Origin of the sequence: Corynebacterium sp. HMSC035E02, assembly GCF_001836065.1 — a bacterium.
GTDB lineage: Bacteria > Actinomycetota > Actinomycetes > Mycobacteriales > Mycobacteriaceae > Corynebacterium > Corynebacterium hiratae.
In genome coordinates, this window is the sequence record NZ_KV827332.1 from 1 (window position 1) to 1,608 (window position 1,608).

Consider the following 1,608-nt stretch of genomic DNA (forward strand, 5'->3'; position numbering starts at 1 on the left):
ACTAACCGGTCCTCTTAACCTTCCAGCACCGGGCAGGCGTCAGTCCATATACATCAACTTAACGTCTTCGCATGGACCTGTGTTTTTGATAAACAGTCGCTTCCCTCTATTCTCTGCGACCCCACAACCCACCACCAACGCAAAGGCTGGCTTAAGTCGTGTGGTCCCCCTTCTCCCGAAGTTACGGGGGCATTTTGCCGAGTTCCTTAACCACAGTTCACCCGAACGCCTTAGTATTTTCAACCTGACCACCTGTGTCGGTTTAGGGTACGGGCCATACATCCACATCGCTAGAGGCTTTTCTCGACAGTACTAGATCACCAACTTCACCCCAATTGGGCTACGCATCACGCCTCAGGCATACGGTGTGCGGATTTGCCTACACACCACCTCACACGCTTACACCAACAATCCACTAAGCGGCATGGCTACTACACTGTGTCACCCCATCACTTGAACCACACATCAGGCCCCACGACATCAACAACCAACATGTTCAAAGAACACATAAGTCGTATCCGCGGTGGTTAGTATCAGTGCTTTATCATGGGCGCGGATATACGGGTACCAGAATATCAACTGGTTGTCCATCGACTACGCCTGTCGGCCTCGCCTTAGGTCCCGACTCACCCTGGGAAGACGAACTTGACCCAGGAACCCTTAGTCATCCGGCGGGAAGGATTCTCACCTTCCAATTCGTTACTCATGCCTGCATTCTCACTCGCACACACTCCACGCCTCCTTACGGTAACGCTTCAACACATGCACGACGCTCCCCTACCCAAACAAAAAGTTTGCCGCGGCTTCGGCGGTGTGCTTGAGCCCCACTACATTGTCGGCGCAGGACCACTCGACCAGTGAGCTATTACGCACTCTTTCAAGGATGGCTGCTTCTAAGCCAACCTCCTGGCTGTCTTCGCGATCCCACATCCTTTTCCACTTAGCACACCCTTAGGGGCCTTAACCGGCGATCTGGGCTGTTTCCCTCTCGACTATGAAGCTTATCCCCCACAGTCTCACTGCCGCACAACACAATTGATGGCATTCGGAGTTTGGCTGACATTGCTAAGATTGTAGTCCCGCTCAACCAACCAGTAGCTCTACCTCCACCAAGCTAATGCGACGCTGCACCTAAATGCATTTCGGGGAGAACCAGCTATCACGGAGTTTGATTGGCCTTTCACCCCTACCCACAACTCATCCCCGCAGTTTTCAACCTACGTGGGTTCGCGCCTCCACAGCATCTTACTACTGCTTCACACTGGCCATGGGTAGATCACCCCGCTTCGGGTCCAGGACATGCCACTCAAACACCCCATTAGGATTCGGTTTCCCTACGGCTACCCCACACGGGTTAACCTCGCGACATGCCGCTGACTCGCAGGCTCATTCTTCAAAAGGCACGCCATCACACACAAAAAAGTGCTCTGACGGATTGTAAGCACATGGTTTCAGGAACTATTTCACTCCCCTCCCGGGGTACTTTTCACCATTCCCTCACGGTACTAATACACTATCGGTCACACTGAGTATTTAGGCTTACCGGGTGGTCCCGGCAGATTCACAGCAGATTCCACGAGCCCGCTGCTACTCGGGCAACCCAACAAC

The 1,608-nt window shown here is 53.2% G+C and carries 1 rRNA gene; it reads right to left on the minus strand.

Annotated elements, in window-relative coordinates:
* Positions 1-1,608: ribosomal RNA gene (locus HMPREF2635_RS04360) — 23S ribosomal RNA — on the minus strand; the annotation flags it as partial.